Raw genomic sequence first — 23,285 nt, forward strand, 5'->3', positions numbered from 1 at the left:
ATCATGTAACCGGATCCCGATCTGCATAATATCTCCTCCTTTATCTCACTTCGTAATGATTGATGCTGCTTAACTCAAAGGCTTCCCCTTCCTGGCCGGAAATCTTCACATGATCACAGATAAGGGTGTCTACGTTACTGATGAGAAATCCTTTTTTCCTGCACTCTCCTACTCCGGACAGCATGGCGGGGGCTCCTGTCTTTGCCTCGTCCGCGAAGGAAATATCAATATTTTTAAATTCAACGCGCTCAATTTTTCTCTCCGGCAGCCCATAGAGAAAGGAAGCCGCCACATGGCAGTTTTCCGCCTTGATGTTTGTAAAGTACAGCCTCTTGATCTCAGGGGTCCGTTCATCAACAGGAAGGGCCTCTCTGCACTGTACGTAATCAGACTTCCCATCGGGATCACAGAAATAAAAGCTGTTTACAACAAATGGTGTCATGACATGATCCATGTCTATGTGGTCAAAATAAATTTCAGAAAGCACAGAGTCCTTTCCCCGGCCTCTTCTGGTCTTGATCCGAAGGCCTCTGTCCGTATTGGAAAACTGACAGCGCTTCACTCGGATATTCTTAACGCCTGCACCCACTTCGCTTCCCACAGTCACCGCCCCATGGCCATCTTCCATCAGGCACTGGCGGATCACGATGTTTTCAGAAGGCGTTTGATACCTGCGGCCCATGTAGATTTTTCCAGACTTGATTGCTATGCAGTCATCGCCTAAAGAAAAGTGAAGGCCCAGTATTTCCACATCCTTGCAGGATTCCGGGTCCAGACCATCGGTATTGGGGGAATCTGCCGGATTATGAATATCCAGATTGAGGAATTTTAAGCCCTGGCTGAAATATGGATGAAGCACCCAGGCAGGACTGTTTTTTAAGGAAAAGCCCTGAAGGGTCACATTTTTACATCTTTCTAAAAATACCATACGCGGACGGAATGCCACCTTCATCTGGCGGACATTATCCCACCAGTTATCAAAGGAAGCCTGACCATTGATGAGACCGCTGCCATAGACTACCACATCTTCTACATCGATTCCGGTTATGATTCCTGCAAACATCGGGAGAGGATTTCCTTCCCAGGTACCCAGATTATAATCCTCTTTTTCATCATAGCTCTCGATCATTCCAGGAAACCTGGGATATTTGTACCGGTCCGTATCTGCCAGAAGTTCCGCTCCCGCAGCCAGCTCAAGCCTTAAATGGCTCTTTAGAAACAGGCTGGTAATACGATATCTTCCTTTTGGAATCAATACCCGGCTGTCCTTCGGACAAGCCATGATAGCCGCCTGGATAAAGGAGGTATCATCCTGGATTCCATCGCCCCTGGCTCCCATTTCTTTTACATTTAATGTTACAAATTCATAGTCGGTATGGAATCTTGCTTCCACCCTTTCCCCATTTCTTTCCAGAGAAATATTATAATCCATATCAGGTTTTAAGTCAAACAACGTAAAGACAACTCGTTTCGTCTCTCCAAAAACATTTCCGTTTACCAGAATCTTTCCCGGTGTTTTAAATTCATAAATCTGCTCCGTCACAGTCTCAAGGGTTACGGACCGTGCCGTTTTAAAGACAACTTTTAATTCCATTCTGACTTCACCTCAACTTTTTCCTATGTCAATCGGATATTCCCAATCCGCGACCCTACTTGATGATGTTAAAAGGGGCGCGGCAATTATTTACCACGCCCATGCTTTTCATTATCCTTTCACACCTCCTGCTGCAATGCCGTCAATAAAGGCATCCTGGGCACAGAAGAATACAATCAGGGAAGGAATAATGGAGATTAAAGACATGGCCAGAATCCGGTTCCACTGGAATCCTACATCACCGTCCATGGACATGCGCAAATAAATGGAATTCGTATATTTGGGCATATCGGAAACGTAAATAAGCGGTCCCATAAAGTCGTTGGAGGTCCACATAAACTGAAACAGTGCAACGGATACCAGCGAAGGCTTTAACATGGGAACAATCACATACCATAAGGTTTTAATGGAACTGCAGCCATCAATTTTGGCAGCTTCCTCCAGCTCCTTTGGCACTCCTCTTAAAAACTGTATCAGCATGAATAAGAAATAGGTATCCCCTGCAAACAGGGAGGGAATCACTAAGGGTAAATAGGAATTGGTCCAGCCCCACTTATTGAACATGATATACTGGGGCGCATTTAACACGACCTGAGGCAGAAACAGGGTGGAAATCATAAGAGAAAACCAGATTCCCTTTCCCTTAAATTCAAACCGGCCGAAACCATAAGCCGTAATCGTGGCTGATACAACGGTGAAAAGAACCTTTGGTAAAATAATTTTATAGGTATTAATCATGGACTTAAATAAGTTGATCTTTCCGCCATAATCGACAAACGCATTGGCATATCCATCCGTTACAGGCTTTTTGGGCCAGAACCATGCACTGGTGAAGATCTCTGCATTTGTCTTAAAAGTAGCACCCACCATCCAAAGCAAGGGATATACCATAATAAAGCCCACAAGGATCAGTACCGTATAGCGGACTATCGAACTGATCTTTCTCCTGGTTTCCTTCGTCATATCAGCTGCCTCCCTCCTCATCGGAATAGTAAACCCACTTCTTCTGGCTTATAAACGCCACTGCAGTAAAGGTCATGACAATGAGGAACAGGATCCATGCCTGCGCACTTGCAATTCCCATCTTATGACGCAGGAATGCGTTATTGTATATCAGGATTGAAATCAAAGTGGTGGCTCCGTTTGGCCCACCCTTTGTCACAAGGAAAGGTCCGTTAAATTCCTGGAACGCCTGGCAGAGCTGGGTAATTAAATTGTAGAAAATAACCGGGGTAATTAAGGGAATCGTAATTTTGAAAAACTGGGTCCACTTGCCGGCTCCGTCAATGGACGCCGCTTCGTACAAATCCTCGGAAACTCCTTTTAAAGCCGCAAGAAAGATTACCATAGCAGAGCCAAACTGCCAGACCCTTAAAAGCACGATAACCGCTAATGCGGTACCACCGCTTGCCATCCAGTTGATTTTTTCTATGTTGAATACACCAAGGACAGCATTAATCAGACCGTCCGTATTGAATACCGCCCTCCACAAAATTGCAATGGCTATGGATCCACCCAGAATGGACGGGATATAATAGGCTGTCCTGAAAAAATTAACTCCCTTTAATTTAAAATTCAGAATATATGCGACGAACAAAGCAAACGCCAGCTTTAAAGGTACGTCAAAAATTGCATATTTAAAGGTGACGATAAAGGCTTTTACGATATCAGAATCAGTAAAAATCTTCTGGTAGTTCATCATGCCTGTCTTCGTAATGCCGTTAAATAAATCATAATTTGTAAAGCTGTAGTACAGCGAAGAGGCGAACGGATAAACCTTAAAAAGAATAAATCCAATCAGCCATGGTAAGATAAAAAAGAACCCTGCATTGCTTGCCAGGACCTTGCGGATATCCTTTGACTTCATTCTTTTATCCCTCCTGTTTTTTTAATATGATATATTGGGCGTTGACCATTTCCCATAAACCAGTGCATGCATCTTTATCATTACGATCCGTACCATTCCATATAAGTTCCCCGAAACCGCTGTATTTCTCCCTTTGCAACACGCCTGTATTACATGCCTTTAAAATAGAATACCCGATTTCAAGAGCCTCAGGAGAATCAGGAAGCTCCTTTATTTTCTCTCTGACAACCGCTTTAAACAAATCCTTCAATTCCCTGTAATATTCATAGATTTCCTCTGACATCTGGCTGATTGTTTCAATGAGAGCAATCAGGCCGGTCCCTGTGATCTGTTCCTCTTTCCGAAACAAAGCCGTAATCTCATTATAATGTTCTTTTCTTTTATACCTTGTCTCATATGCTGTTACAAAGGGCATAAGTTCCAGGGTCCAGGCCCTGCTGCCGGCCAGCGTCTCGATCAACTGTCTGTATCGTTCGTCCCCGGTCTGATCAAGCGCAAAAAAGCAGGCCAGGCAATCCTGTGCCGGAAGGCTCTCGATCAGCTCCTTAAGAACTTCCTCTCTGCCAAGATACGCCAACACAAAATCTTTACCGGTCTCCTCACCGACAGCTTCATACCTTTGCACAGCCCCCATAAACCGGTATGGGTCCCATATCTTATCACTACATTCCATAACGTCTGCCTGCTCTTTTCTTTATGAGAGCCGCCATAATAGTATGGCGGCCCGTATGAACTATGTATCACTTATTCAAACTGCTTCATTCAATCCACATTCTGCATTTATCTTAAATTCTTATTAATTTTCAAGAGTTTCTGTAACCGCCTTGATCAGCACGCTTGCCGCTTGCTCTGAAGTAAATTCCCCGGTACTTAACTTACCGAATACTTTATAGTAAGCCCCATCCGGATCTGCTTTTAAATCATTGTGCTCAAATTTGCTATCCAGGATGAACTTACTGTAATTCATAACCTTTGTATTGGCCTCAATGGTCAGAGGATCACCAAGGTTGTTATCTGCAAGAATCTTTAAGCCTTCGGCAGAGTTTGGGATGCCTCTTTCAGTGGAGCAAATCTTGACGCCTTCCTCTTCATTTAACAGGAAATTGATAAGCATAGCTGCTTCCTTGGGATGCTTGGAATTTCCGGCAACTGCAAACGCCATGGAAATCTTTGTAAAGCCTCCATCATAATCACCCATTTTAATAAAGTCACCAACTACAAATTCCTGGCCCGGCTTATTTACGCTGCCTTCCAACGCCGCCTTGAATTTGGAAGCGGAGGAATCCCACTCAAAAATACCTGCGTACTTGCCATCAATCCATTTTGCATTCTTATCAAGAGAATCCGCCATATCGCCCCGGATAGCCATTGCCGTCGGAGTAACATGCTTTTCCTCTAAGGTCTTAAAGAAATCCATGCCGTCCTTTACTTCTTCTTCCGTGTAATTAACCTTGCCATCCTCAACCCAGTTCTTACCGTACTTGGATTCTAAGTAATATACAAAAAGAATTGCACGGTCATATTCACCTAAGGCCATGGGATACATATCAGGATCATAGGCCTTAAACGCCTCGCCTGCCGCATACAAGGAATCTAAATCCGTAGGAATGTCGCAGCCTACCTCTTCAAATGCCGTCTTGTTCCAGTAAAACACTCTTCCTGTAGAAGAAATCGGAACAGCCATTAGTTTATTGTCTGCCTTGCAAAGATCAAGACTCTCTTTGGAAAACTGTGTCAAATCAAGAACATCCGCGTAATCTTCCAGATTTGCAAAGGCTGTCCCGCCCTGACTGTAGGATTCGATCCAGTTCCAGTTGATCTGCATGACATCAGGAGCGTTTCCACCCAGAATGTTTAAGGACTGCTTCTCTTCCCATCCAGTCCACGCGCCATACTCAGGAGCTACCGTGATGTTGGGATATTTGGCTTCAAATGCCTTTATCGCTTCCTCAGTTGCAGCATGTCTGCTGTCGCCGCCCCACCAGGAAAACCGAAGTTCTACCGGCTCTGCAGAGGCCGTCGTTTCTTCTGCTTTTGTCTCGCTTTCAGCAGCAGTCGTTGCTGCCGACGTTGCAGTCTCAGCCGATTTGTTCCCCCCGCAGGCACTTAAAGACATCGCCATAGCAGCCGCCAGACCCATCGCAGCCCACTGTTTGATTTTTTTCATAGTTTTCTCTCCTTTTTCTTACCCTCATAATTGAGTTCTTCAAAGCCCTGTGTAAGTGGTTCCACTTTTTCTACATTTTCTGACATATTTGCGTAAGCGCTTACACTCTGCTTTTTCCTTATTATAACATCCATCTGCTTATATTTCATTTCAAATCCCGCACAAAACATTGCAAATGTTGACATCCTATGGTATGATTTTAGTATAAATAGCTAAGGAATTTACGGTTTATGAAAGTACTTACCTCTTTTTCAGATGGAATTGATCAATGCATTGCCTCCCGGTATTTCTCTATCGTACATCACCACAACGAATCGGGAGTTTTAAGCATGCACAGCCATCGCTGCCACGAAATCCACTTTTCCCTAAGCGGAGGCAGCACATTTCTGATCGATAATAAAAATTACTTAATCGAACCGGGGAGCCTGTTCATGATCAGCCAGTATGAAAAGCACCAGCTGCTGCAGATGGATGACTCCAGCCCTCAGGAACGGTTTGTTATATTTATAGATCCCTCCTATCTGGAGAGCATCTCCACGCCGCAGACGGATCTGACCTACTGTTTTACCCACAGACCTGAGAGATTTTCCCACCGTATCGTCTTAAACCATGGACAGCAGCGGCATTTCACGTATTTTTTTTATAAAATAGCCGTGGAAGAGGGATTCGGCCAGGATGTGGTGGAACGTTCTGCCTTTGCCGAGTTTATGGTTTTCATGACAAAATTGGCTGCAGAGTCCTTTCTCGGAAAGGAATCTGCAGAACAGAAACAGTACTTCAGCAGTAAAGTGACCGACATTATCGCCTATATCCATCACAACATCGATTCCCCGTTGCGTATCGGAGATATTGCGGCTCATTTTTATTTAAGTACCTCATACCTTTGCAGGCTGTTCAAGAAAAGCACCGGTACCACCATCAATTCCTACATAATCTCCCGCCGCATCGAACTGGCTCAGAAACTTCTGTCAGGCGGCTACAGCGTCAATGAGGTCTACGGCATGTGCGGATTTAACGACTACAGTAATTTTTTTAAAGCTTTTACCAAAAAAGTGGGAATTTCACCGAAGAAATATTCACAGAATAGTTTAAGATAATATGGTTTGGGGATTGGAGCCCGGTATTCCGGGACCCAATCCCCATTTATATTCCTGTTTCTTTATTGCTTGTATACCCAGCCGGTTCTTCTCATCTCCGTATAGGCAAGAAGGAAGGGTCCTACCCCTTTGGCATCATCTTTAACAATGGGCTCGGACATGTAATAATCATAAGTTCCGTTTCTCTTCTCTTTGCCGCCAAGTCCGGCCACCAGGCAGATTCCTCCCAGGCTTATATTCCCCTCTTCCAGATGAAGATAGGTATCGCAGATTCCCTGGAATGCCTTTTTACCATATCCGGCATAGGACTCCGGTAGATAACCCAAACGGACTCCCTTTAAAATAGCATAAGAGAAAATTGCGCTTCCGCTGGTTTCCAGATAATTCCGGTCCATGCCGCCTAAGTTAACCACCTGATACCACATACCGCTTTCATCCTGGTATTTTAACAAGGAGTCTATCAGGTCACGGAATGCCGCCTCCATCTCCTTTAAGCTTTCCTTATCCGACGGATCGGACTTGTCCATGGTATCTAAAAGGGCCATGGCATACCAGCCTAAGGCTCTCAGCCAGAAATTCTGGGACAGCCCGGTCACCTTATCACACCAAAACATCTCTCTGGAAGAATCGTACGCATGGTAGTAAAGACCTGTTTCCGTATCCCTCATGATCTTTATCACATTGGCAAACTGGCTGTAAATATCGCCGCAGTTTTCCTTTTGATGAAACCTGGTTTCGTATTCCATATAAAATGGCTGACACATGTACAGACCGTCTAGCCAAACCTGGTTGGGATAAATATTCTTATGCCAGAAGTTCCCCTCTTTTGTACGCGGCATCTTTCCGATCTGGCTGTAAACCAGATCAATGGCTTTTCTGTATTTTTCCTTTCCCGTCAGGTCGTAAAGCTCGAACAGAGTTTTTCCCGCATTGACATTGTCAATGTTCCGTTCTTCCACATCATATCCGTCAATGGTCCCATCCTCTCTCACCCTGTAATCGATAAATGTATCCGCAAAATCCAGATATTTTAAGTCTCCGGTAATGGCGTACATTTCTAAAATGGATTTGATCATACAGCCGTCTATGTAATTCCATCCGGCCTTCTCTCCCTGCAGCAGCTTCTCAATGTTCCATACCGGACGGTCCGGTGTGCTCTTTTCCATCAGTTCATTGATGTACCTTTCAATTGCATCCATGTTCTTCTTCTCCTTGCCTTCTGTCCCTGTTTGTCCCCTTAAGCGTTCGTTTCGCTATGGTCATTTTTATACAAGCATAACCGGAAAAAAACCGGTTGTCAAATTCCATTTTAAAAAAGACTATAAAAAAATGGCGGGATACAGCCGGGAATTTACTAAAAATCCCGTTTGCTCTCGCCAATCATTATATTTCAATTCATTAAAAACCCAATGCCTCATCCACAAATATGATTTCGCACTTCATGCCCATAGGAGCCCGGTCAATCACCGCGGTTATGCGGCAGATCCGTTCAGGGCTGTTGCAGTCATAGCACTTGTCTCCCTTTTGGGCACACGGTGTCTTTGCATGGATTCTTTGGGCATTATGCGGAGCAGCCACATTCCTGCTACGGTAAATGGCGTCCTCCAGGCTGGGTGTAATTTTGTTTTTGCCCACGACATAATAGCATGTCTGAGGTCCAAAAGCGGTCATAGCGACCCGGTTTCCGGTTCCGTCGATGTTAACGATCTGCCCGGTCTCGGATACGGCATTGGCGCTGGTTATATAGATATTGGCGCAGTTAGCCAGGTGCCGCACATCTCTGGAAGGCACCTTGTTGTGCCATACCACGGCATTGTTCTGCAGCAGCGCTTCATATAGGCCCATTTCCAAAAGGGTCACGCTTCCACCAAATCCAATGGTCTGGTTCTTTAAGGCCTCCACAAGATAATCACGTGCTTCTTCTTTTGTAGAAAAAAGCTGTGTGAAAAACCCGTGTTTTTCAAAATTATGCCTGATCACCGTATATTCCATATTCGCCTCCAGCTGAATCTGACCCAATTATCTCACAAGCATCTTGCTGATCTGATACTGGTCTTCCGGGATGTCCTTTGTCATGCTAAGAGCTTCCTGAATATCGAAGTCCTGAAATTCTCCATGCTTATAGCCTACGACACGGTTGCTCTTTCCTTCACATAGAAGCTCTACTGCCCTTGCGCCCATAATGGAAGCATAGACACGGTCCTTGCAGGTAGGCGCGCCGCCTCGCTGCATATGGCCCAGGATGGTAGCTCTGGTCTCAATGCCTGTGGCAGCTTCGATTCTCTTAGCCATAGAGGAGGAATGTCCGATCCCCTCTGCATTGATGATGATATGGTGCTTTTTGCCCCGCTTTCTATTCTCAATGATACGGTTAATGAGTGCCTGTTCATCGCCGTCATATCGCTCCGGCAGGAGAATATCCTCTGCGCCGTTTGCAAAACCGCACCAAAGGGCAATATAGCCTGCATTACGTCCCATTACCTCGATGATGCTGCAGCGCTCATGGGAAGTGGATGTATCACGTACCTTATCAATGGCCTCCATGGCAGTGTTGACAGCCGTATCAAAGCCAATGGTGTAATCCGTACAGGCAATATCTAAGTCAATGGTTCCAGGAAGTCCAATGGTATTGATCCCAAGTGCAGAAAGCTTACCTGCTCCCCGGAATGAACCATCTCCTCCGATGACCACAATGCCGTCGATATTATGTTTTCTACAGATCTCAGCGCCCTTTTTCTGCCCTTCGGCAGTTGTGAACTCCTGACATCTGGCTGTATATAAAACGGTTCCTCCGCGGTGAATAATATCGGATACACTGGTGCTGTTCATATCAACGATTTCTTCCTGCAGAAGGCCTGCGTATCCCCTCATGATTCCCTTTACTTCCAATCCTTTATGGATTGCAGTCCTGACAATTGCGCGGATTGCAGCGTTCATACCTGGTGCATCACCGCCGCTGGTTAATACGCCGATGGTTTTCACTTGTTTTGCCATAGTAGCTTCCTCCTGATTCACGGATATCTGTTATTGTAAGTTTTTCATTGCATACATGTTGTATTCTAATTCATTTTCCCAATCTTTTCAAGTTTTTTTTCTACAAGCTTGACATTTTTTTCACCAAGTTTTTTAATCAGAGTATCCAGGAGTCCATCTCCCGCGTTCACGTTCCGGTTGGCCGGCAGAACCTTCCTGGCCCGTTCTTTTTCCAGATAGATGATGACTGAATCATCGCCCTCTGATTCCTTTAGGTCATTTAAGATTTCCCGTTCTACCGCTATATAGGATTCCTTATCAGGGAATTTCAGCCACAGTTCCTTTGGCAGAGCTGAAAAGGTCGTTACCCGCTCACAGATCAGTTTTCCCACCGGATCCTCGCCCACGGATACCCTGCCTTGTATGAAGACCTTGGACTCTTCCACAAAAAGCTCCCTCTTGCTCTCATAATCCTTGGGGAACACGATTACTTCCACGGATCCTGCCAGATCCTCCAGGGTGAGGAATGCCATCATTTTGTTGTTTCTAGTAGTTTTTACGGTCTTTCCTGTTATCATACCTCCGATGGTCACATAGGAACCGTCGGAAACACCGGCATCTCCAGTTTCCTCGTCCACAACAAAATCTATGGTGGTTGCGGTAATATTATTTCTCCAGGTGGTTTCGTAAGCTTCCATGGGATGCCCGCTTAAATAAATGCCAAGGGTCTCCTTCTCAAATGCCAGAAGGTCTTCCTTTATAAATTCTCCCACATCAGGGAACGTAATCTGAAAATGGCTTTTTTCTTCTTCCCCTGCAATATCAAACAGGGTCATCTGGCCTTCCATGGTATTCTTCCGTTCCTTGGCTTTATGCTCCAAAAGCTCCGGTGCAGTCAAAAGCTTCTGCTTCCTTGTACCAGGAAGGGTATCCAATGCTCCGGATTTTATGAAATTTTCCAGGGTTCTTTTGTTGACCTCCTTATTGCTCATCCGGTCAATAAAATCTTCCATATCGTGAAAGATTCCATTTTGTTCCCGTTCCGTCACGATCTGTTCTACCACGGACTTTCCCACGCTCTTAATGGCCGACAGGCCGTAGCGGATGGATCCTCCGGAAACGGAAAACCCGCTTTCTCCCTCATTAATATCCGGCGGAAGAATGGAGATTCCCATCTGTCTGCAGCTTAAGATGTATTCGGATACTTTTGTTACGTTATCCATGACCGAAGTAAGAAGAGCTGCCATGAATTCCTGGGGATAATAATATTTTAAAAAGGCGGTCTGATAAGATACCACCGCATAAGCTGCCGCATGGGACTTGTTAAAAGCGTATTTGGCAAAATCGATCATCTCGTCATAGATTTGATTTGCCGTCTTTTCATCGATCCCATTGGAGATACACCCGGTTACTTCCTCTTCTGGATTCCCATAGACAAAATTCTGCCGTTCCTTTTCCATGACAGAAGTCTTCTTCTTTGACATGGCTCTGCGCACCAAGTCGCTGCGGCCCATGGTATATCCGGCAAGGTCCCTTACGATCTGCATTACCTGTTCCTGGTATACGATACAGCCATAAGTAGGACCTAAGATGTGCTCTAGCTGGGTGCATTCATAGGTAATGGAGCTGCGGTCGTTCTTCCCCTTTAAATACTTTGGAATAAAGTCCATGGGACCGGGGCGGTAAAGGGATATTCCGGCAATAATATCTTCCAGGCTTCCCGGTTTCAGCTCCTTCATAAAGCTCTTCATACCGGAACTTTCCAGCTGGAACACCCCATCATCCCTTCCTGTGCCAATGGAATCCAGTACTGCCTTGTCATTATAGTTGATCCGGTCCATATCAATGGATAATTGCCTGTTTTTCTCTATACCCTTTACCGCATTCTGAATAACGGTCAGAGTACGCAGCCCCAGGAAATCCATTTTTAAAAGCCCCAGTTCTTCCAGGGTCGTCATGGTGAACTGTGTGGTAATGGTTCCGTCGGCTGCCCTTGAAAGGGGAACATATTCATCCACGGAAGTCCGGCTGATCACGACTCCGGCAGCATGCATGGATGTGTGCCTGGGCAGGCCTTCCAGACGCATGGACATGTCAATGAGGTATTTGACCTCAGGATCCTCCTCGTATGCATTTCTTAGGTCAGGGCTTTGCTTTAAAGCCTTTTCAAGGGTCATGCCAAGGTCTCCCGGGATCATCTTTGCAATGGTGTCGCAACGGGCATAGGGCATGTCCAGCACCCTTCCCACATCCCTTACCACACCCTTGGCCGCCAGGGTACCAAAGGTCACGATCTGAACCACCTGGTCCTTTCCATACTTCTGGACCACATAATCGATAACTTCCTGACGCCGTTCAAAGCAGAAATCCACGTCAATATCAGGCATGGAAATTCGCTCCGGATTCAAGAAACGCTCAAACAGCAGATTATAGCGGATTGGGTCGATGTTGGTGATCCCAAGACAGTAGGACACGATGCTTCCTGCTGCGGATCCCCGTCCCGGCCCCACGATAATATCCTGGGACCTGGCGTAATGAATGAAATCCCATACGATCAGGAAATAATCCACGTACCCCATGGTATGAATGACATCCAGCTCATAATCAAGCCTTTCCTTTAACGCCCCGTCATCCTGATGATAATGGCGCTCAAAGCCCTCCACGCATAGCTTGTTTAAATAAGACCAGGAATCATACCCTTCCGGCACATCATACTTTGGCAGCTTGGTTACGCCAAACTCAATCTCCACGTTACAGCGCTCCGCGATCCTGTAAGTGTTGTCAATGGCTTCTCCCGCGTAGGAGAAGAGATTCCGCATCTCCTCTTCGGACTTGCAGTAATATTGGCCGCCTTCGTAGCGCATGCGGTTCTCATCCGCCACCTTTTTTCCGGTCTGAATGCACAGCAGGATGTCATGAGGCGTGGCATCCTCTGCATAGGTATAGTGGATATCATTGGTGGCAACCAAATCGATCCCCGTTTCCTGACTCATCCGTAAAAGGTTCTGGTTTACCGTATTCTGAGCCGGTATCCCGTGATCCTGAAGCTCCAGAAAGAAATTCCCCTTCCCGAATATCTCCTGATAGCGAAGGGCAGCTTCCCTTCCCTTCTCATACTGTCCGCGGCCGACCAGCCTCTGTACCTCTCCTGCCAGACAGGCACTTAATGCAATGATCCCCTCACTGTATTCCTTTAAAACCTCATAATCCACTCTTGGTTTATAGTAAAATCCTTCTACAAAGCCCTTGGAGACAATCTTCATTAAGTTCTGGTAGCCCTGGTTATTCTCCGCCAATAAGACCAGATGATAGTAACGGTCCTCCCCGCCCACGGTTTCCCTGTCAAACCTTGAACCGGAGGTCACATATACCTCGCACCCGATGATGGGCTTGATTCCCGCCTCTCTGGCCGCCCTGTAAAAATCAATGACGCCATACATCACCCCATGGTCAGTGATGGCCATGCTGTCCATTCCAAGCTCCTTTGCCCTGGACACAAGCTCTTTTATCTTACAGGAGCCGTCCAACAGGCTGTATTCCGTATGGACGTGTAAATGTGTAAATGCCATTTGTGCCTCCCTTCTTCTTTACCTATGTATGCATAAGACCGCAGTGAGAGCCTGGGAGCCCTGCGGACTCCCAGGCTAACGGGCATTCGCCCTATGAAACAGGCCATGACAAACTTCTCTTATGTGCAAGCACAACGAAAATTTTCTCCTGTCCTGTTTCACACGGCTCATTGCTTTTGTAAATAGTATACCATAAAGAAACATGCCGGAAAACCTTTTGTACCAGATTTCTTCGTTTCGTACGTTAAGAGGCGGAGCCTCCATTATCAGAGCCTCCGCCTGGAACACACAGTATTCTTTAAATATTACTCGTGATTGCTTAAGTATTTTTCGATTTCGGCAACCGCCTGCTCCTCATCCGTACCATCCGCAGTGATCGTAATCTGTTCTCCCGCTGCAAGTCCCAGAGTCATCATGCCCATAATACTCTTTGCATTTACTCTCTTGGATTCGATTTCAACATAAATGTTGCTTTCATACTGGCTTGCAACCTGAACCAGCATAGCAACTGGTCTTGCCTCTAAGCCTGATGCAAGTTCAACGGTGACTGTTTTTCTTACCATAATTATCCTCCTCAATCCTATGAACGGATTATTCCATTCCGCTGCTAATGCCTGTCCCGCGCAGCCGCCCTGCCAGGTCGCCAAGCTTTCTAAGTCGGTGGTTCACTCCTGATTTGCCTACAGGAGGGTCCAGAGCTTCTCCAAGCTCTTTTAATGTTGCTTCCGGCCTCTCCAACCGTTCCCTGGCAATTTCGCATAAATTGTCCGGAAGATTATCAAGTCCGATTGTATCTCTGATATATGTTATATCTTCTATCTGCTTTACCGCAGCTGATACCGTTTTATTAATATTGGCAGTCTCGCAGTTGACCTGTCGGTTCACACTGTTGCGCATGTCCTTTAAGATCCTGATGTTCTCCAGTTCCATTAAGGCCACCGGAGCTTCCATAACATTCAGGATATCTACGATCTGGTTTCCTTCTTTTATATAAACCACAAAATAGCGTTTCCTCTTCACGATCTTTGCCTCAAGGTCAAAGGTCGCGATAATGGACTTTAGCTGCTGTGCTTTTTCTTCTGTTGCACATACGATTTCAAAATGGTAGAATTTCTCAGGATCACTTATGGATCCGGAAGAGAGAAATGCACCACGGATAAATGCCCTCCTGCAGCAGGACTGCTGGATGACAACATTCCTTACAAGATTTAAGTTTTCCCCTATTTCTCCGTTTTCATCAAGAAGCTTTGTCGCGTGTAAAACACGGATCGCCTCCTCATGTTCCCGGACTGTCACCGTATAGGTACGGTTTTTATTTAAATACGCATTTCTTCTAATGGACACATCAGTACTTATATTAAATGTTTTTTTCAATAATGTAAAGTACTTTCTTGCAACTGCCACATTTTCCGTATTAATTTTAATCGTATAGCGGTCGTCTTCCGATATGATTATTTTTCCGCAAAGGCTTATGATGGCAGCCATCTCAGCAATCTGGCAATGCCTAGCCGGACTGATCTGTCTGGAAAGCTCTTCTTTTAACTTGGAAGAAAATGACATGGCTAGACCATCCTTTTCCGTATATTATCCTTATCGATGTCCCGGTGTTCAATCTTAATCCCAAATTCTTCCCTGGATTTAAACCTGTCATAAACAGATCTGGCAATGGAAACCGACCGGTGCTTGCCGCCTGTGCATCCGATGGCAATTACCAGCTGGTTCTTTCCCTCCAGTACATAGTTGGGAATCAGAAATTCCAGCATATCGTTAAGCTTGTCTAAAAACAGGGCAGCGGTCCCATGCTGCATCACATAGTCCCGCACTTCTTTTTCTTCTCCGGTTTTAGGCCGCAGCTCTTCTGCATAGTAGGGATTTGGCAAAAACCTTACATCAAATACCAGATCCGCATCCGACGGAATCCCATACTTGAATCCAAAAGAAAGGATCGTGATATATAAATTCCGGTAGGATTCCCGGTTCACAAATATTTTTTCCAGCTCCTGCCTGAGTTCCTTTGTAAGAAGCCGGCTGGTATCGATGATAAAATCCGCTTCTTCCTTTAAAAACCCCAGCTTTACCCGTTCTTTTTCGATCCCGCTGTCGATCCTTCCGCCAGCCGCCAGGGGATGGGCTCTCCTGGTTTCCTTATAGCGCTTAATCAGTGTTTCGTCACTTGCATCAAGGAAGAGAATTTCAAAGGGTACCCGTTTTCTTGACCAATCATCAAAAATCCTGTTTAAAACCGATAAATCCTCTCCGCTGCGGATATCAATCCCCATAGCTGCGTTCCGGATCCCTCCCTGATTGCTCAGGGTCAGCTCTGCGAACGTTTCAACCAGGGGAATGGGAAGGTTATCCACGCAATAAAATCCCATATCCTCCAGCATCTTAAGCGCCTGTGTCTTTCCTGCGCCTGACATGCCTGTTACAATTACAAGCCTCACGTTGTTCTCCTTTGCACCGTTAAAACTTCCCCAGTGTCTTTACCTCCATCTCAAGAGCTACTCCGGAATTTTTTAATACCCTCTTTTTCACCTCTTCGCACAGGTTTCTGATATCAGCCGCAGTTGCTCCGTTTTTGTTAATGACAAATCCGCAATGCTTCTCTGAAACCTGGGCGCCGCCCAGGGAAAAACCTCTTAATCCGGCCTCCTCTATGAGCTTGCCGGCAAAATGCCCTTCCGGTCTCTTAAAGGTGCTTCCCGCACTTGGATATTCCAAAGGTTGTTTTTCCTTTCTCCTGCGGGCCAATTCATCCATCCGGTTTTTAATTGAAACCTCATCTCCATCCCTTAACCGGATTTTGGCTTCCAACACAACATATTGCTTTGGTATAATGCAACTGGCTCGGTATCCTAAAGAAAGCTGGTCAGCAGGCAGCTCCCTTACTTCTCCCTCCGGTGTCAATACTTTAACAGACCGGAGAACCTCCTTCATCTCCGAACCATAAGCTCCGGCGTTCATCACCACAGCTCCCCCCAGGGTGCCCGGTATCCCGGCTGCAAATTCAAAACCGGTCAAGGTCGCCCTATATGCTTCCAGTGCAATCCGGGCAAGTGGTGCTCCGGCTCCGGCCTTTAAAATCCCCGTCTCTTTATCCACCTGGCAGTGGTTTAAGCAGTCCATGGAAATGACCACTCCATCATAGCCTTCATCTCCGACCAGAAGGTTGCTTCCATTGCCAAGTATGAAAAAAGGCACCTCTTCCCGACGGCAAAGAGCCATAACAGCAGCAAGCTCTTTCTCATCCGCCGGAATCACAAAGCAGGCGGCAGGCCCCCCCACCCGGAATGAGGTATGCTTTCGCATCTCTTCCCCAACTTTTATATGGTCTTTATCAGCTGCACCAAGAAGTTTTTCATAAAATCCAGTCATCAGACACCTCAATCATCCTGTTTTCTTGAAAGGTTTGCCTGAACGCGGTTATATAATTCCTGAGCCGCGTTGTACCCCATCTTCTTTTGTCTGTAATTGACGGCAGCAGACTCAACAATAATGGCCAGATTACGTCCCGGACGCACCGGAATGGAATGGCATACCACCCGGTTTCCAAGGAATTCCGTATACTGGTCCTCGATTCCCATTCTGTCGTATTCCTTATCTCTATCCCAGTCCTCCAGTTTGATCACCATATCAATGGCCTGAGTATCCTTTACACTTTCCACACCGAACAGCGTCTTGACATCAATGATGCCGATGCCCCTTAATTCAATAAAATGCCTGGTAATCTCCGGGGCGGTTCCAATCAGTGTCTCATCGCTTACCTTGCGGATTTCAACCACATCATCGGTTACAAGACGGTGGCCTCGTTTGATCAGTTCCAGAGCCGCCTCGCTTTTTCCAATGCCGCTCTCTCCCATGATCAGCACGCCTTCGCCGAATACGTCAACCAAAACCCCGTGAATGCTGATGCAGGGCGCAAGCTTCACTTTTAGCCAGCGGATGATCTCCGCCATAAGATCGGAAGTGGTTTTATCTGATACAAGGCATGGCACGCCGTAATGGTTGCAAAACGCAAGCATATCTTCATCCGGACTCTGGCTCCGGCTGTATACCAGACACGGAATCTGGCTGGATAAAAGCTTGTCGTACATCTCAAGCTTTCTGTCATGTTCCATCTGATGAATGTATTCCTGTTCCACATAACCGATGATCTGCACCCGCTCGTTGTCAAAATGGTCGTAAAATCCCGCTAACTGTAAAGCAGGACGATTGACATCCGGATGGCTGATCACAATTTTTTCCGCGTCAATATCCGGAGTCATGTTCCGGAAATTCATCTTCTTTATCAAATCTGTAATAGCTACTCCATGCATGGCGCTCCTCTTTTCCATCTGTTTTTTTCATACTAACACAGATTTAGTCATTTGAAAAGCTATATGTGGAAGAACTCGTAAACGCTTTTCACTGCCAGAGCATTCATACCCGGTACTTCGGAAAGCTCCTCCACGGTCGCTTCCTTTATGGCTTCCAGCCCTTTAAACTGGCGCATCAGCGCCTTTCTCCTGTTGGGGCCGATGCCAGGAATATCGTCAAGAATGGATTTCACCTGTCCCTTGCTTCTTAAACTTCTATGGTATTCGATGGCAAACCGGTGGGCTTCATCCTGGATCCTGGTGACCAGCTTAAATCCTTCGGAATGTCTGTCAATGGGAATTTCCACGTTATTATAGTAAAGCCCTCTTGTCCTGTGATTATCATCCTTTACCATACCGCAGACAGGAATGGAAATATCCAGTTCCTTTAAAACCTCCAGGGCAATGTTTACCTGACCCCGTCCTCCATCCATCATGATTAAGTCCGGGAAACGGGTAAAGCTTCCAAGCTCCTCATCCACGCCCTTTTCTTTTAAGCTTTCCGCTTCCTTAAGGCCATGGGAAAATCTTCTTGTGAGCACCTCATTCATGGAGGCGTAATCATTGGCCCCCTTGACCCATTTGATCTTAAACTTCCTGTAATCATTTCTCTTGGGTCTTCCATTTTCATAGACAATCATGGAGCCTACAGACTCAAAGCCGCTTATGTTGGAAATATCAAATGCCTCGATCCGCTTAATGCCGGAAAGCCCGAGCCAGCCGCCTACCTCATTCATGGCGCCGATGGTGCGAAGCTCTTCCCGCTTTATCTTTTCCTTATCCTGGGAAAGAACCAGTGCGGCATTTTTCTCCGCCAGTTCCACCAGGCGTTCCTTCTGGCCTTTCCTGGGAACTACGATCCGGACCTTCTGACCGCGCTTTGCAGAAAGCCATTCCCCTATGACGTTTTCATCCTCAAGATCGGTCTGCACCCACAGCTCTTTTGGAACAAAAGGAGTTCCTGAATAAAACTGTTTGACAAAGCTGGTCAGGATCTGCTTGTTATCCTCTGCCGTTGCGATGCTTACATGGAAATGCTCCCGGCCGATAAGCCTGCCTTCCCGGACAAAGAATACCTGAACCACGGCATCCTTTTCATCCTTTGCCATGGCAATGATGTCCCTGTCTTCCATGCCGCTGTCCGTGATCTTCTGCTTCTGGGAGATCTGCTTTACACTGTTTAACAGATCCCGGTGCTCAATGGCCTTTTCATAATCCATTTCTTCCGATGCCGCCTGCATCTTTTCTTCCAGCATCTTAATCACTGGTCCATATTTTCCGCCTAAAAAGTCCAGGGCACGGTTTATGGATTTCCAGTAATCTTCCTTGCTGATATAATCCTGGCAAGGGGCCGAACACTGCTTGATATGGTAATTTAAGCAGGGGCGTTCCTTCCCGATGTCTCTTGGCAGATTCCGGTTGCAGGTTCTAATCTGATAAAGCTTGTGGATCAGCTCAATGGTATCTTTTACCGCTCCAGCGCTTGTATACGGTCCGAAATACTTGCTTTTATCTTTTTTCATATCCCTGGAAAATAAGATCCTGGGATAGTCCTCGTAAACCGTTACCTTGATATAGGGATAGGTCTTATCATCCTTTAGCATAGTATTGTAACGGGGACGATGTTCCTTAATGAGATTGCATTCCAGCACAAGGGCTTCCAGTTCAGAGTCTGTTATAATGTATTCAAACCGGGCGATCCTCGACACCATTTGTTCGATTTTTGCCGTTTTATTTCTGCTGCTCTGAAAGTACTGCCTAACCCTGTTTTTTAAGCTGATGGCTTTTCCCACATAGATGATTTCGTCCCGCTTGTCGTGCATGATATACACGCCAGGCTGGGACGGCAGTTTTTTTAATTCTTCTTCTATATTAAATGACCTGTGGTCCACTGAAACAAATCACCTCAATCTTGATCCCTCGTATTTATTCTGCAGCTCCAGATACCTTTTCACTGCATAATATTTCTCCTCAGGTTCTGAATCCGGCCTTCCGATCTCCATAATCTCGCAGATTGCCAGAAGCTCTTCCGCAGAAAACCGGTCCTTCCGATCCTCAAGAACCTCCAACTTCTCATGATACGTCCCGGCATCAAGAAATGCAAGGAGATTTTTATTTTCGTGATGGCAATCATCCGAGGGCAGGCTCTCCTGACTATGGAGACTGGCTTCCGCCACCGGCTGTTCAGAACCGATATCCACCCGTTCAAACCTGTATTTCTGCTTTACCTCCGGATACTTTTCATGGTCCACCTCACTGACAAACATGGACAACGGACGGGCATATGTTCCAAAGGATCCATATAACGCCTGATACACAACCAACTCTTCTCCTGTTTCGGAATGAACCGCAACGGTTATCACCTGGTACATCTTGTCTTTAAAGTGCCGGTAGAAATTTCCTGGTCTGGGCGTTCTGTCCATGGCTTTCCTCACTTCCTAATCTCTTAAGCCGCCTGTGGTCACAATGACAACATCGGGCTTGGGTCTGGTTTTCTTTTTATTTTCCTTCTTCGTCTCCTGTTCCGTCTCTGCTGCTATGCTTCCTTCCAGGCTCTTTTCTGTCCTCTCCTCTTTGCTTTCCGTCTGTACCTCCGGTGGTACATCAGATGGTACCCCCGTTGGTACTTCAGATGGCACCTCCGGTGGTACTTCCGTTGATACCTCAGTTGGTACGGAAGAGGTCACTTCTGTTTCTCTTATTCTGGCAAGCTTCTCTGCCTCTTCTTTCGCCGCCTCCTGGCTTAAGAAGCCATCCCAGGTATACCGGTTGGATGCGCTCCAGAGAATCCACTCATCATAGCCTGCATCATAGACCGCCTGGATCTGGGCCCTTACTTCCTTAGCCCCGTAAGTAATGTGGTGTTCCAGATAGGAAGCCGTGAAATCCTGGAGCCAGGGACGGACAATGGCCTGTTGCTTCCCAGCCGCTCCGGCAGATTCCAGATCCTGCCTGGACAGCTTTAACGCTGCACGTATGGTACGGTATGGCTCCATATCCGGATGATCGATTCCAAAGTTACCGTCACCGTAATGAGAAGGGTAGATCATGGGACAAATATAATCCAAGTGGCATGCCATCTCCTGATAGATCTGCCCCACTGCCTCCGCGTCCACCTTGCTTCCGATGATTGTCCCAAACACATCCGCCGAAACAAAAACATTGCGGGAAGACAGCTTGTCATATGCATACTGGATAAATTCCGTAATAATATCCGTTTTGGAACGGCCCCTGGTATCCTTTTCGTCAAATACCACCTGCTTCATGGAGCTGTCCGTGGAAAACCGGATGTAGTCAAACTGGACTTCATCAAATCCTGCCTTGGAAGCTTCGGTTCCCACCTCCACCAGATAATCCCATACCTCTGTCCGGTAAGGATTCACCCAGGCCAGTCCCTTGTTATCCCGGTGTAAACTTCCATCCTTGTTCTTAAGCGCCCACTCCGGCTTTTTCTCGGCCAGATAAGGATCCCTGAATGCCACCACCCGGGCAATGGTATAAAGCCCCCTGGCCTTTAACTGGGCCATGAGACTGTCAATATCTTTGATGTACTTTTCTGTGGCACCGATCTCATTAACCGTAGGTGCATCCGCCATGGCAAAGGTGATCCGTCCGTCATCATTCTTCACATCAATGACAACCGTATTAATCTCAGTCCCCTGGATCTTGTCCAATATTGCCTGGAGCCCTTCAGAGCCGGCCATATAGCCGGAAATATAGATTCCCTTTACCTTTACCGGCTTCTTTCCCGGTTTTGCGGATACTTCAACAGGAAGCTTCCCAGCCTCTGCCTCTGTGCTCTGCTCGGATTCTTCTGTACTCTGCTGAGATTCTTCTGTTTTGTTGTCTTTCTCTGGGGGGTCGGAAATTCCTTTGTACCTGCTGCATCCGGAGGTCACCAACGAGAATGCAATCACTGCCAAAAGCCATCTTTTCATAATACTCCGTTCACTTTCTTTATGGTTTCAGGTGTTGAATGTAATAAATATTTAACATTTTACCACAATTTGTAAAATTTTCCAATAAAAATTACATTTTCCGGATGCAGCCTTATTCTATTAGCCTCTTATTTCATAAGCTATGTACCCTTTATCCAAATAATTCCCCACTTTTTCTTTGTATGATCTGCCTCTGTTTTCAGCCGTTCTGACTGCTCTCCCGGCAGAAACAGGAAAGCTCATGGTCATTGACCACACCAATTGCCTGAAGATAGGAATAGATGGTAACAGAACCTACAAAGGCCATTCCCCTCTTCTTTAAATCTTTTGAAACCCGGTCGGACAGTTCCGTTTTTACTTGGAAGTCATCATCCTGATTGATGATGACTTCCTTGTTTGTAAATCCCCAAAGATACTCGGAAAAAGAGCCGAACTCCCGCTGGATCTCCAGAAATGCACGGGAATTTTTCACTGCAGCTTCTATTTTTCTCCGGTTCCTTATGATGCCCGTATTCTCCATTAAGCTATTTATTTTCTCCTCACCATAGCATGCCACCTTTTCCACATCAAAGCCATCAAAGGCTTCCCGGAAGGATTCTCTCTTTCTCAGTATGGTGATCCAGGAAAGCCCTGCCTGAAAGGTTTCCAAAAGGAACATCTCATAAAGCTTTTTATCATCATGAACAGGAACTCCCCACTCTTCGTCGTGATATTTCATATAAACCGGCGAGGATTCATCCACCCAAAAACATCGTTTTTTCTCCATTTATCTTGCAAGCACCTCCGCTCCTTCTTCCGTGATCAAAACAGTATACTCCCACTGGGCAGACAGGCTTCCATCCTTTGTATAAATGGTCCAGCCGTCATTGTCATCCTGTACTACATCAGCTTTTCCGGCATTTACCATTGGCTCAATGGTAAATATCATCCCTGGAACAAGAAGCATGTCGGTTCCTCTTGTGCCGATGTGGCTGACCCATGGCTCCTCATGGAAATCCACGCCCACTCCGTGTCCGCCGATTTCCCGCACTACCGTAAAGCCATTGGCATAGATATACTCCGAAATAGCTGCCCCGATATCTCCCAGATGGCCCCATGCCCTGGCTTCCTTCACAGCCAGATCCACACTCTCCTTTGTGACACGGACGAGTCTTAAAGCCTCTTCCGATACGTTGCCGACGCAGAACATTCTGGAGGCATCGGCGTAGAAACCGTCAACAATGGTGGTCACATCCACATTGACAATATCCCCATCCTTTAAGATCCGCTTAGAATCCGGGATTCCGTGGCATACTACCTCATTGATGGATATGCACACACTTTTGGGATACCCCTCAAAATTAAGGGTAGCTGGGATTCCTCCCATTCTGATGGTATTCTCGTGTACCACTGTATTGATATCTTCCGTACTGATGCCAGGCTTTATCATCTCTTCCACCAGGTCAAGAATCCTGTTGTTTACAATTCCTGCACGGCGGACTCCTTCAATCTGAGCCGGGGTTTTTATCATATAGTGCTCTGGAACTTCATCTCCCATGACCGCATAGTTTTCAAGTTTTTGGTCAAAGGGCAGATGACAGTTTTTGTATTTTTTTCCGCTTCCGCACCAGCATGCATCATTTCTTCCTATTTTAAACATTTCCTTCCTCCTTCTTACTACAACGTTTTAACACGTTTGAGGCCGGTTGTAAAGGGTTTCAGGAAAAAGAAGGGGATAGGAAAAAA

General features: G+C 46.2%; 21 protein-coding genes. 1 reads left to right on the forward strand and 20 read right to left on the reverse strand.

The window, feature by feature from the left end; all coding sequences use genetic code 11:
* Positions 1-40: 40 nt before the first annotated feature.
* The 6 genes from RT269_RS24645 to RT269_RS24670 form a co-directional block, all read right to left on the reverse strand.
* Entirely contained in the window at positions 41-1,594 is a 1,554-nt protein-coding gene (locus tag RT269_RS24645) for a glycoside hydrolase family 28 protein (RefSeq protein WP_313186616.1), read from the reverse strand.
* Between the two features lie 111 nt (positions 1,595-1,705).
* A complete protein-coding gene (locus tag RT269_RS24650) occupies positions 1,706-2,557 on the reverse strand; it encodes a carbohydrate ABC transporter permease (RefSeq protein ID WP_313186617.1) in 852 nt (283 codons plus the stop codon).
* 1 nt (position 2,558) lies between these two features.
* Positions 2,559-3,461, reverse strand: coding sequence for a carbohydrate ABC transporter permease (locus tag RT269_RS24655; protein WP_313186619.1), 903 nt, complete (start codon positions 3,459-3,461; stop codon positions 2,559-2,561).
* Between the two features lie 4 nt (positions 3,462-3,465).
* Positions 3,466-4,134 (reverse strand): hypothetical protein, encoded by a 669-nt coding sequence (locus tag RT269_RS24660; RefSeq protein WP_313186621.1) that lies wholly within the window; start codon positions 4,132-4,134, stop codon positions 3,466-3,468.
* A 123-nt stretch (positions 4,135-4,257) separates the two neighbouring features.
* Positions 4,258-5,628, reverse strand: a complete 1,371-nt coding sequence (locus RT269_RS24665; protein ID WP_313186623.1) for an ABC transporter substrate-binding protein — start codon at positions 5,626-5,628, stop codon at positions 4,258-4,260.
* The gene (locus RT269_RS24670; RefSeq protein ID WP_313186625.1) at positions 5,625-5,777 is read right to left on the reverse strand and encodes a hypothetical protein; all 153 of its coding nucleotides are present in this window, start codon (positions 5,775-5,777) and stop codon (positions 5,625-5,627) included. The genes RT269_RS24665 and RT269_RS24670 overlap by 4 nt, the downstream gene beginning before the upstream one ends.
* 81 nt (positions 5,778-5,858) lie before the next feature.
* Between RT269_RS24670 and RT269_RS24675 the strand changes: the two genes are divergently transcribed.
* Positions 5,859-6,725: a helix-turn-helix transcriptional regulator gene (locus RT269_RS24675; protein ID WP_313186627.1), complete on the forward strand. Its 867-nt coding sequence runs from the start codon at positions 5,859-5,861 to the stop codon at positions 6,723-6,725.
* Positions 6,726-6,787: 62 nt separating this feature from the next.
* Here RT269_RS24675 and RT269_RS24680 read toward each other — a convergent pair whose 3' ends face one another.
* From RT269_RS24680 to map, 14 genes are all read right to left on the reverse strand, one after another.
* Positions 6,788-7,924, reverse strand: coding sequence for a glycoside hydrolase family 88/105 protein (locus RT269_RS24680; RefSeq protein ID WP_313186628.1), 1,137 nt, complete (start codon positions 7,922-7,924; stop codon positions 6,788-6,790).
* A gap of 199 nt (positions 7,925-8,123) precedes the next feature.
* Positions 8,124-8,717, reverse strand: coding sequence for a lactate utilization protein (locus RT269_RS24685; RefSeq protein ID WP_313186630.1), 594 nt, complete (start codon positions 8,715-8,717; stop codon positions 8,124-8,126).
* A 27-nt stretch (positions 8,718-8,744) separates the two neighbouring features.
* On the reverse strand, positions 8,745-9,719 hold the full coding sequence (gene pfkA, locus RT269_RS24690) for a 6-phosphofructokinase (protein WP_025231836.1): 975 nt from the start codon (positions 9,717-9,719) through the stop codon (positions 8,745-8,747).
* Positions 9,720-9,784: 65 nt separating this feature from the next.
* The gene (locus RT269_RS24695) at positions 9,785-13,267 is read right to left on the reverse strand and encodes a DNA polymerase III subunit alpha (RefSeq protein WP_313186632.1); all 3,483 of its coding nucleotides are present in this window, start codon (positions 13,265-13,267) and stop codon (positions 9,785-9,787) included.
* A gap of 305 nt (positions 13,268-13,572) precedes the next feature.
* Entirely contained in the window at positions 13,573-13,830 is a 258-nt protein-coding gene (locus RT269_RS24700) for an HPr family phosphocarrier protein (RefSeq protein WP_054791962.1), read from the reverse strand.
* A gap of 28 nt (positions 13,831-13,858) precedes the next feature.
* Positions 13,859-14,827 carry a DNA-binding protein WhiA gene (whiA, locus tag RT269_RS24705; RefSeq protein ID WP_313186635.1) on the reverse strand — a complete coding sequence of 323 codons (969 nt, stop codon included), beginning with the start codon at positions 14,825-14,827 and terminating at the stop codon, positions 13,859-13,861.
* A gap of 2 nt (positions 14,828-14,829) precedes the next feature.
* The gene (gene rapZ / locus RT269_RS24710; protein WP_313186637.1) at positions 14,830-15,711 is read right to left on the reverse strand and encodes an RNase adapter RapZ; all 882 of its coding nucleotides are present in this window, start codon (positions 15,709-15,711) and stop codon (positions 14,830-14,832) included.
* Between the two features lie 19 nt (positions 15,712-15,730).
* Positions 15,731-16,642 (reverse strand): UDP-N-acetylmuramate dehydrogenase, encoded by a 912-nt coding sequence (gene murB / locus RT269_RS24715; protein ID WP_313186638.1) that lies wholly within the window; start codon positions 16,640-16,642, stop codon positions 15,731-15,733.
* 8 nt (positions 16,643-16,650) lie between these two features.
* Positions 16,651-17,583 (reverse strand): HPr(Ser) kinase/phosphatase, encoded by a 933-nt coding sequence (hprK, locus tag RT269_RS24720; RefSeq protein ID WP_313186639.1) that lies wholly within the window; start codon positions 17,581-17,583, stop codon positions 16,651-16,653.
* A 59-nt stretch (positions 17,584-17,642) separates the two neighbouring features.
* Positions 17,643-19,514 carry an excinuclease ABC subunit UvrC gene (gene uvrC, locus RT269_RS24725; protein WP_313186640.1) on the reverse strand — a complete coding sequence of 624 codons (1,872 nt, stop codon included), beginning with the start codon at positions 19,512-19,514 and terminating at the stop codon, positions 17,643-17,645.
* 9 nt (positions 19,515-19,523) lie between these two features.
* Positions 19,524-20,045: a DUF1653 domain-containing protein gene (locus tag RT269_RS24730; RefSeq protein WP_313186645.1), complete on the reverse strand. Its 522-nt coding sequence runs from the start codon at positions 20,043-20,045 to the stop codon at positions 19,524-19,526.
* Positions 20,046-20,060: 15 nt separating this feature from the next.
* Positions 20,061-21,560 (reverse strand): putative glycoside hydrolase, encoded by a 1,500-nt coding sequence (locus RT269_RS24735; protein WP_313186641.1) that lies wholly within the window; start codon positions 21,558-21,560, stop codon positions 20,061-20,063.
* A 199-nt stretch (positions 21,561-21,759) separates the two neighbouring features.
* Positions 21,760-22,326 carry a DNA-3-methyladenine glycosylase I gene (locus RT269_RS24740; protein WP_313186642.1) on the reverse strand — a complete coding sequence of 189 codons (567 nt, stop codon included), beginning with the start codon at positions 22,324-22,326 and terminating at the stop codon, positions 21,760-21,762.
* The gene (map, locus tag RT269_RS24745) at positions 22,327-23,199 is read right to left on the reverse strand and encodes a type I methionyl aminopeptidase (protein WP_313186644.1); all 873 of its coding nucleotides are present in this window, start codon (positions 23,197-23,199) and stop codon (positions 22,327-22,329) included.
* Positions 23,200-23,285: the final 86 nt, after the last annotated feature.

This window comes from Lacrimispora sp., from assembly GCF_032078915.1.
Lineage (GTDB): Bacteria > Bacillota > Clostridia > Lachnospirales > Lachnospiraceae > Lacrimispora.

What these genes read in the sequence shown, in the direction of transcription:
- RT269_RS24645 (WP_313186616.1), bottom strand. Translation starts at nt 1,594, where the DNA reads ATGGAATTAAAAGTTGTCTTTAAAACGGCACGGTCCGTAACCCTTGAG.
- RT269_RS24650 (WP_313186617.1), bottom strand. Translation starts at nt 2,557, where the DNA reads ATGACGAAGGAAACCAGGAGAAAGATCAGTTCGATAGTCCGCTATACG.
- RT269_RS24655 (WP_313186619.1), bottom strand. Translation starts at nt 3,461, where the DNA reads ATGAAGTCAAAGGATATCCGCAAGGTCCTGGCAAGCAATGCAGGGTTC.
- RT269_RS24660 (WP_313186621.1), bottom strand. Translation starts at nt 4,134, where the DNA reads ATGGAATGTAGTGATAAGATATGGGACCCATACCGGTTTATGGGGGCT.
- RT269_RS24665 (WP_313186623.1), bottom strand. Translation starts at nt 5,628, where the DNA reads ATGAAAAAAATCAAACAGTGGGCTGCGATGGGTCTGGCGGCTGCTATG.
- RT269_RS24670 (WP_313186625.1), bottom strand. Translation starts at nt 5,777, where the DNA reads ATGAAATATAAGCAGATGGATGTTATAATAAGGAAAAAGCAGAGTGTA.
- RT269_RS24675 (WP_313186627.1), top strand. Translation starts at nt 5,859, where the DNA reads ATGAAAGTACTTACCTCTTTTTCAGATGGAATTGATCAATGCATTGCC.
- RT269_RS24680 (WP_313186628.1), bottom strand. Translation starts at nt 7,924, where the DNA reads ATGGATGCAATTGAAAGGTACATCAATGAACTGATGGAAAAGAGCACA.
- RT269_RS24685 (WP_313186630.1), bottom strand. Translation starts at nt 8,717, where the DNA reads ATGGAATATACGGTGATCAGGCATAATTTTGAAAAACACGGGTTTTTC.
- pfkA (WP_025231836.1), bottom strand. Translation starts at nt 9,719, where the DNA reads ATGGCAAAACAAGTGAAAACCATCGGCGTATTAACCAGCGGCGGTGAT.
- RT269_RS24695 (WP_313186632.1), bottom strand. Translation starts at nt 13,267, where the DNA reads ATGGCATTTACACATTTACACGTCCATACGGAATACAGCCTGTTGGAC.
- RT269_RS24700 (WP_054791962.1), bottom strand. Translation starts at nt 13,830, where the DNA reads ATGGTAAGAAAAACAGTCACCGTTGAACTTGCATCAGGCTTAGAGGCA.
- whiA (WP_313186635.1), bottom strand. Translation starts at nt 14,827, where the DNA reads ATGTCATTTTCTTCCAAGTTAAAAGAAGAGCTTTCCAGACAGATCAGT.
- murB (WP_313186638.1), bottom strand. Translation starts at nt 16,642, where the DNA reads ATGACTGGATTTTATGAAAAACTTCTTGGTGCAGCTGATAAAGACCAT.
- hprK (WP_313186639.1), bottom strand. Translation starts at nt 17,583, where the DNA reads ATGCATGGAGTAGCTATTACAGATTTGATAAAGAAGATGAATTTCCGG.
- RT269_RS24730 (WP_313186645.1), bottom strand. Translation starts at nt 20,045, where the DNA reads ATGGACAGAACGCCCAGACCAGGAAATTTCTACCGGCACTTTAAAGAC.
- RT269_RS24735 (WP_313186641.1), bottom strand. Translation starts at nt 21,560, where the DNA reads ATGAAAAGATGGCTTTTGGCAGTGATTGCATTCTCGTTGGTGACCTCC.
- RT269_RS24740 (WP_313186642.1), bottom strand. Translation starts at nt 22,326, where the DNA reads ATGGAGAAAAAACGATGTTTTTGGGTGGATGAATCCTCGCCGGTTTAT.
- map (WP_313186644.1), bottom strand. Translation starts at nt 23,199, where the DNA reads ATGTTTAAAATAGGAAGAAATGATGCATGCTGGTGCGGAAGCGGAAAA.